The 7,820-nt window shown below is 49.1% G+C and carries 9 protein-coding genes; 2 read left to right on the forward strand and 7 right to left on the reverse strand.

Going from position 1 to position 7,820, the window contains the following annotated elements; genetic code table 11:
• Positions 1 to 137 precede the first annotated feature (137 nt).
• From H6A12_RS12580 to H6A12_RS12590, 3 genes are all read right to left on the reverse strand, one after another.
• On the reverse strand, positions 138 to 389 hold the full coding sequence (locus tag H6A12_RS12580) for a hypothetical protein (RefSeq protein ID WP_204448376.1): 252 nt from the start codon (positions 387 to 389) through the stop codon (positions 138 to 140).
• A complete protein-coding gene (locus H6A12_RS12585; protein WP_204448377.1) occupies positions 382 to 912 on the reverse strand; it encodes a hypothetical protein in 531 nt (176 codons plus the stop codon). The genes H6A12_RS12580 and H6A12_RS12585 overlap by 8 nt, the downstream gene beginning before the upstream one ends.
• A 63-nt stretch (positions 913 to 975) precedes the next feature.
• Positions 976 to 1,461: a hypothetical protein gene (locus tag H6A12_RS12590; protein WP_204448378.1), complete on the reverse strand. Its 486-nt coding sequence runs from the start codon at positions 1,459 to 1,461 to the stop codon at positions 976 to 978.
• 225 nt (positions 1,462 to 1,686) lie between these two features.
• Between H6A12_RS12590 and H6A12_RS12595 the strand changes: the two genes are divergently transcribed.
• Positions 1,687 to 3,024: a uracil-xanthine permease family protein gene (locus H6A12_RS12595; RefSeq protein WP_204448379.1), complete on the forward strand. Its 1,338-nt coding sequence runs from the start codon at positions 1,687 to 1,689 to the stop codon at positions 3,022 to 3,024.
• Positions 3,025 to 3,085: 61 nt separating this feature from the next.
• Here H6A12_RS12595 and H6A12_RS12600 read toward each other — a convergent pair whose 3' ends face one another.
• The 4 genes from H6A12_RS12600 to H6A12_RS12615 form a co-directional block, all read right to left on the reverse strand.
• Complete coding sequence (locus H6A12_RS12600; RefSeq protein WP_204448380.1) at positions 3,086 to 4,480, reverse strand: FAD-dependent oxidoreductase; 1,395 nt, start codon at positions 4,478 to 4,480, stop codon at positions 3,086 to 3,088.
• A 113-nt stretch (positions 4,481 to 4,593) separates the two neighbouring features.
• Positions 4,594 to 5,229 carry a hypothetical protein gene (locus tag H6A12_RS12605; protein WP_204448381.1) on the reverse strand — a complete coding sequence of 212 codons (636 nt, stop codon included), beginning with the start codon at positions 5,227 to 5,229 and terminating at the stop codon, positions 4,594 to 4,596.
• 108 nt (positions 5,230 to 5,337) lie between these two features.
• On the reverse strand, positions 5,338 to 6,006 hold the full coding sequence (locus H6A12_RS12610; protein ID WP_204448382.1) for a hypothetical protein: 669 nt from the start codon (positions 6,004 to 6,006) through the stop codon (positions 5,338 to 5,340).
• A gap of 166 nt (positions 6,007 to 6,172) precedes the next feature.
• Positions 6,173 to 7,417, reverse strand: coding sequence for an MFS transporter (locus H6A12_RS12615; RefSeq protein ID WP_204448383.1), 1,245 nt, complete (start codon positions 7,415 to 7,417; stop codon positions 6,173 to 6,175).
• Positions 7,418 to 7,561: 144 nt separating this feature from the next.
• Between H6A12_RS12615 and H6A12_RS12620 the strand changes: the two genes are divergently transcribed.
• On the forward strand, positions 7,562 to 7,720 hold the full coding sequence (locus tag H6A12_RS12620; protein WP_204448384.1) for a hypothetical protein: 159 nt from the start codon (positions 7,562 to 7,564) through the stop codon (positions 7,718 to 7,720).
• Positions 7,721 to 7,820: the final 100 nt, after the last annotated feature.

Raw genomic sequence — 7,820 nt, forward strand, 5'->3', positions numbered from 1 at the left:
TGACGAAGATGCAGAGGAAGATATCTCTGCATAAAAGTAATAACCGGAAGGCAAAATTGCCTTCCGGTTACATACCACCCTAAAAACTTCGCTAAGAACACATAGCAAATCGCTTCGTGTTATTTTTATGATCTGCTTTATGATCTGCGCCGTGCGGTTTTGCATGCTGCTGTACCGAATACAGCGGCAAATCCAAGGGAAAGCATCGGCAAAGCAAAGGATGTCGCATCACCTGTATCGGGAACGGGAACCGATTCTTCCTCTTCTTCAAACGTAAACGAGAATGTGGTTTCTCCCTGTGCAGCAGCAGGCATTGCGCTCCCTGCAAGCCAGAGCAAACCGCTTGCTGCAAAGGCTGCTGCTCGAACAGCAAACCGTTTTTTATTCAACCGGAACCAGCTCAATTCCGTAGGTCATGCTGCCGGTGTAAGTAACACCTTTTTTGATCGAAGACGAACCGGTCAGAATCGGTTTTACGGTAAACGATTTTGTGCCGTCTTCTGTAAAGGAAACGATCTCGGTGCCATTGATACCGTTGCCCACCGTTTCGATGCGGCGGCCGTCTTCAAATTCAAAGTAATAGCGCAGAGAAGCCTGTTTGCCATCCTCTGTTCTGCCTTCCAGCAGCATCTGATCGCGGAATTTATCAGTGCCTGCAATGGTGACGGAAATTTTCTGATCGCCGAGATTTTCCACATCGGAAGCCTCAAAGCTCATGACCGAACCTTCTTTTTCAATGGTCAGTGTGTCCGGAATTGTGACCGTGTAGGTCGGATCGTTTGCATACTCAAACGTAAAGTTGGTGCTCAGCTCTACGCCGCCCTCCTGTGTTGCAGAACCTGCGCAAACCGGAAGTGCTGCGAGCGAAAGACAAACTGCACCTGCGAGTACGGACGTTAAAACCTTTTTCATTGTTATTTCCTCCTTGAATCGCTGTTTTGATCTATCTTCAACCGTTTTTGACGGACGGTTGCGTTATATTACCTGAAGCTTTGCAGTCACAACGGCGTTGTTGTGCTTTGCACCGCTCTGCGGATCATACGGATCAATCTGAATTTTCAGCACATATTCACCGGTTTGCAGTGCGCGGTTGAGCGTAATTTCCTGCACCGCTTTTCCGGGTTCGATTGCATCCGATGTATAAATCGGTGTTTCTTCATCGTCAATATACAGTGAAAATTGAAACACGCATGCATTCTCTTTTGGATTATACAGCGTGAGCGCAACGTTTTCTTCGCCTGCCGGAAAGATGATCGTGCCGTATCCGGGAATTTTGATTCCCTGCTGTTCATCCGAAACAATCGGCTGTGACGGCTCCCACTCATGTGCATCTGCGTCCAATACAAGGCCGCCGGGTGTTGTCTGTGTTCCGTTTGTCAATAAACAAACTGCCCCAAACACAATGCCTGCCAAAACAACTGCAATCAGTATACTTCCAAATACAATCTGTTTTCGTCTCAAATTCTGTGCGCTCCTCTCTGTTTCGACATGATTGTATCGTTTTCATGTAAAAACAGAAAGATTGTTTTTGTAAAAATCAGGTAAAGGAGATTTTTCCTATTCCGGTCCGATTTTGTCTTGTTTTTTGCGTTGAATTGATTGAATTTCTATGAATTTTTTGCTATGATATTTTTAATTGAGCAATTCTCAACCCATTGGTTCGGGATTTCCCGAAAAGGAGGATGTATGAAAAAAGAAAAAGTTCAAATCGGACAGGAAGGCCTGTTTGATGCACGTCAGTTAGGTGTGCCGAAAATGCTTCTGCTCGGACTTCAGCACACATTCGCGATGTTCGGTGCGACCGTACTCGTACCAATCATCACCGGTCTTGACGTTTCCACCACCCTGTTGGTTGCAGGTCTTGGCACACTGCTGTTCCACCTTATCACAAAAGGCCGCGTTCCGGCATTCTTAGGCTCGTCTTTTGCGTTCTTGGGTGGTTTTTCTGCGGTTGCACCGCGTCTTGCAGACGGCAGTGCAAACCTTGAAATGCTGCCGTATGCCTGCGGCGGTGTCGCGATTGCAGGTCTTGTGTATGTTCTGCTGTCGCTTTTGATTCACGCGTTCGGCATCGAACGAATCATGCGCTTTTTCCCGCCGGTTGTCACCGGCCCGATCATCATTTCAATCGGCTTGATTCTTTCGCCAAGCGCTGTGACAAATGCAAGTCAGAACTGGCTTTTGGCGGTTGTTGCGCTCGGCGTCATCATCGTATGCAACATCTTCGGCAAAGGCATGATCCGCATCATCCCGATTATTCTGGGCATTTCCGTTTCCTATATCGTGGCGGTCTGCATGAGACAAATCGATTTTCAGCCGGTTCTTGACGCCGCTTGGATTGGTCTGCCGCTGCACACCTCTGCCATGGCAAAATTCGACTTAAACGCGGTTTTGATGATCGTCCCGATCGCACTTGCAACCATCATGGAGCACATCGGCGATATGGCGGCCATCAGTGCAACCACCGGACGCAACTACATTGCAAATCCGGGACTCTCCCGCACACTGCTTGGTGACGGTCTTGCAACCACAATGGCAGGTATTTTCGGCGGCCCGGCAAACACCACATACGGCGAAAACACCGGTGTGCTTGCAATGACCCGCATCTATGACCCGCGCATCATGCGCATTGCCGCTTGCTTTGCGATTCTTTTGAGCTTCAGCCCGAAAGTCGGCGCGCTCATCAGCACGATTCCGACCGCAATCATCGGCGGTATTTCGTTCATTCTCTACGGTATGATTTCCGCAGTCGGTGTGCGCAACGTCGTCGAAAGCCGCGTCGATTTCACCAAATCACGCAATCTGGTCATTGCGGCTGTCATCTTGGTCAGCGCGCTCGGCATCAGCAGCGGTATCTCGTTCGCGATCGCAGGCTATACCATCACCTTGTCCGGTCTTGCAATCGCTGCAATCCTCGGTATTGTCTTAAACGCAATTCTGCCGGGCAACGACTACGTATTCCACAAAGATGACGAACCCGTCAAGGAACCGGAAATCAAGCACGTCACGCCTGATCAGCAATAACATATGACAAAAAATCGGATGCAAACCTGCATCCGATTTTTTTATGCGCTTATTCCATTTTTCAATATAAGTCGGCGCCGTTTTGCTGCATAATCTGACGCACCAGCCGTCCGTCGATCTCCCGCGGCGTACACGATTGTTTGACCGCAAGCGCCGCGCCGATGCCTGCCGCTTCACCAAGATACCGGCAGGTATGCTGCACGCGCAGTGTCGACTGAGCATAAAAGTCGGCGCCGGCGCATCGTCCTGCCACCAGCAGATTTTCAAATCCCGACACCAGAACCGCACGATAGCTGATCGTATAATACCGTTTGTCCTCGGGTACTGTTTTGTCATAATGAGGCTGTTCCATCTCGCCGCGCTGTGTATCAACCGCTTTGTGAATGTCAATCTCGTAATCACTCATGGCAATTGCATCGTCAAATTTACGGTAAGCAAGCACATCTGCCACCGACAGCCATCCATCCGTGCGAATCCGGCGGCTTTCCCGAATGCCCATCATCGGCGCAAATTTCGACAGCACGCAGTGCGAAAATCCGGGCACATAATTTCGGTAAAACGCATATACGCGCAAAACCGCCTGTCGGCCTGCGATATACTTCTGCGTCAGCGTGCTGTTTTTTAACACGTTGCTTCCGCCGCCGAGCTCCGGACAGTTAAAGCTCAGCGTACGTTCGCTTCCCGGCATAGAAAACATCTGCATATAAGAGGCATCCTGCGCAGTGAGTGTTCCAAGCGCCACATGCTGCTGAATCAATGCGTCAAATGCCGGACATGCGTGCGGCGCATAGGTGGAAAATTCGGGATATCGCGTATAGCCGTCGTGCTGTCCGCCTTGTTCCAAAAAATCACCGAATGCATCAAGATCCACATTCGACAGTTCAAACCGAAGTGTGACAGACTGATTGTTTCCGGTAATCGGATCACCCTGTTCATACGAAGCGCCGGCGGACACACAAACATCACCGTCCGCTGTACAATCAATAAACTGCTTGCCCTGTACAACGCGCATTCCCATCTTATCCGTGACGACAATCCCTTTCACCGTGCCGTTTTCTGCTAATACGTCACTGCACACCGTATCGTAGCAAATGGTGCACCCGCTTTCGACCACCAGCTGTTCAAGCGTTGCTTTCAGCCGTTCTGTATCAAACCACGTGCTGTGATTTCCCGTTCGTTTAAAAGCCGTACCGTCCTGCTCCATCCGTTCGCGGATCATGCGGCTTACATAGCTTTCTGCGTTCGATGTACGCATTCCTTCGTGCATGATCGGTGTGACGAGTGCCATCGTCTGCGTACCGCCCAAACAGCCGTAACGTTCAATCAGCAGTGTTTTCACACCCTCGCGTGATGCTGCAATCGCGGCAACTGCACCGGCGGTTCCGCCGCCGATCACCACGACATCATAAAACACCGGATCAACCGGAAGCATTCTTTGATATTGCACCGTTTCCATGATAAAACGCCTCCTTTTGGCACGATTGTAGCACAACGAAAATCGGTTGTAAACGGGTTTTCTATAAAAAATCGGATGCAAAGTATGCATCCGATTTTTGTGTGATTCCGATCTTATTTCTTTGCTGTTCTGGCTTCATCAAACAGTCCGTCTACGGTAAGACCCGTTTTTTCATCGCCCTCAAGCTCTTTAAAGCACGAGAGTACATGCTCATCCTCCGTGACATAATACGCGCACCGCGCAGAAAACTGATACCGTGTTTCCTTGTATTCGTCCTTCATGACCCCCGCGACAATCCGATCACCCGCTTGAAATGACGGTGTATAGTCGAAAAACAGGAGCGGCGAGGAAATGGTGATCGCTTCTCCGCCTTCGAATATGCCGTTTGTATCCCGAATCACTTTCGCCGGATATTCAAATTTCGCGACGCGGCTTGAATCGACTGTTTCGCCTTTTTCCATCGGCTTTTCATCAACGCCGCTCCTGAGATCAATGCTGTAAAACTGGGGCTCACCCGTGATTTCCACATAGACAAAGGTGTCATTCTGACTGACCCTTTCGGCAAAGGTATAATCGCGCATTGACATCATTGGTGGATGTTCTGCCGAATCCGGATACTCCTCACGCAGTGCCTCGATCTCCTCTTTGCTGAGGGAAGCTTCTGGTGCACACGCAGTCAGTGCACACAGCAAAACGGCCAGCAGTGCCGCAAACAGTGTCCGTGTTGTTATTCGGTTGATACGTTTCATTTCGTTCACCCTTTCTTTCAAATATAGAGCTGATATATTACACCCTTACTACTGGCTCATGTCTATAAAGATAAAAATCAATATCATTCAAACGATTTTGCTTTACCTCTACTCCGATTGTTCTGACGCCTTCGCTTTTCTGACTGCCCGCACCTCTTCGAGCAAGGCGCCCACACCGATGCCCGTTCTTTCATCGCCTTCGATCTCTTTGACACACGAAAGCACATGTCCGTCCTCTGTGACGTAATACATTGTCGTCCACCCAAAAGAATACGCGTTTTCCCGCTCCTTATCTTTCGTCACGGCCACTGCAACGCGATCTCCAACCTGGAGCGGCGGTGTACTGTCAAAAAAGATCATGGGACAATGCAGCTGAATGGCTGCACCCGATTTGAGCAGTCCCTGCGAATCATCCAGCACCTTTGCCGTGTATTCAAAAAAGGTGTTGTCAGTAGAAAGTCCCTGTTTTTGGTACTTTTCAATCATCTGCGCATCCATGTATTTTTCCATTGATTTGCTGAAATACTGCAGCTCGCTCGTAATTTCCACATAGACATACGTATCCGCCATCGTTGCTTTCCGCTCAAACGACTGCTGAACGAACATATTAACAAGCGGCGGCGGGGAATTATATTCCGGATACTCCTCGCGCAGTTCTTCGATTTCCGCCTCCGTGAGCGGTTCAGGCTCCGGCGCGCACGCAGTCAGCGCACACAGCAAAACAGCCAGCAATCCTGCAATCAGCGTCAACGCATTTTTTCGATTGATTTGTTTCATATCGTTTCACCTCTTCTTTTTGATTATTTTTCACACAGACATTCAAAAAAGCAAAAACGGCTTTCTGTAACTTCAGTTTACTATGATGACAATATTTTGTCAATATGGATGCATGATTTTGTAAAAAAAAGCATGCATGATGATCTCATGCATGCTTTTTGCGTATTCAATTTGAGTGTGTGCGTTTCTTACTGCTGCGATACAATACAATCAGCAGCACGGACGCGAGCAACGGGAAAATAATCGCACACAGCAATCCGATTTTCATACCAAGCTGATCGACGGACATCTGCATCGAAGCGGCAAGGGCTGTCACCCATTCATTTTTAAGCGCAAAGTCAGTCACCGCTCCGACAAGCTGCGGTCCGATTGATGCGCCTAAATCTCCGCCGGCTGCCATCAGTGCAAAGACTGCGACACCCGATGCCGGGAATCGTTCGGATGCAACAAGCAGACTGCCCGGCCAAAGCATTGCAACGCAGAATCCTGTCATTGCACAGGCGATGAGTCCTACCAACGCCACATTTGAGAGCGTTGCTGCGAGATAGCAAAGCGTTGCGCCTATGCCGCTGAGCATCAGTACTTTATAGATGTTTTTGCCGTATTTTGCATACAGCGACCGTCCCAGGCCGAGCATGACGGCAAACAATGCAACGCCGAACACATCGCCCCACACTTTTGGAATGCCGAGCGCCTGTTCCAGATAACTCGAGCTCCACTGCGACATGGTGCATTCACTTGCACCACCCAGGAAGATGCAGAAAAAGCAAACGAGAAAATCTTTTCCTTTGATCAAAGAAAGCACATTTGAGGCATGCTGCGGTGTTTTCAGGTTCGGTACCTTTGAGGTAAAAAACAATACACAGGAAACAATCGGGATAATTGTCCAAAGCAGTGCGAGAATCTGCCAGTTTTCTTTGCCGAACACAAGCAAAAACAGCGTACTGAGAATGACAACGCCTACAACGCCCCATGCGTACACAGAGTGCAGTTTACTGACCTCATGATCAGCGTCGTCCGGTGCCATTTCTGCGATCACCGGGCTGATGAGTACCTCAACAAGGCCGCCGGAAGCCGCAAAGACGACGGTGCCGATGACAAGACCCACATAGACTGCATCGGGGAAGAAAAACGGAAAAACCGCATAAATCAGCAGTCCAAGACTGGTAAGCACAGGTGTCAATTTGACAGCTTTTTCAATATTGAATTTATGAGAATAAAACGAAAACAGCAAATCCACGCCAAGCTGTGTACAGAAGTTAATAAGGATCAACGCACCGAGCATTGAAAAGGAGATCCCGTACAGACTTCGAAACGTCAAAAAAAGCAATGGCGACAGATTGCCCACCACTGACATGGAAAGATTCGCCGTATAACAGGCGTATTTTGTGCGAATGTATTCTTTTTTCATCGTATCCCGCTCTCTATTTTTCTTTATAAAACGCCATTATTATAGCACAGAACGACAAAAAGTCAACAAGTAAATCTTCACCCGCACCTGCGGCGCAGGCACAGCCTGATTCCCTCGCGCACGAACATCAGCAGATGAAAAGAAATGATGTATCCCGCGCCGCTGGTTTCTCCTCTCGCCCCCGACGCGCAGGCACAGCCTGATTCCCTCGCGCACGAACATCAGCAGATGAAAAGAAATGATGTATCCCGCGCCGCTGGTTTCTCCTCTCCCATCCCCGGCGCGAGCAACTCATTAAAATAAAAAAACTAAGTCCAGACGCGAATTACGTCCAGACTTAGTCTGGTGGCTCCCCCAACTGGACTCGAACCAGTGACACCCTGATTAACAGTCAGGTGCTCTA

Origin of the sequence: Merdimmobilis hominis (assembly GCF_016901855.1) — a bacterium.
In the GTDB taxonomy this organism is placed as follows: Bacteria; Bacillota; Clostridia; order Oscillospirales; family Ruminococcaceae; genus Paludihabitans.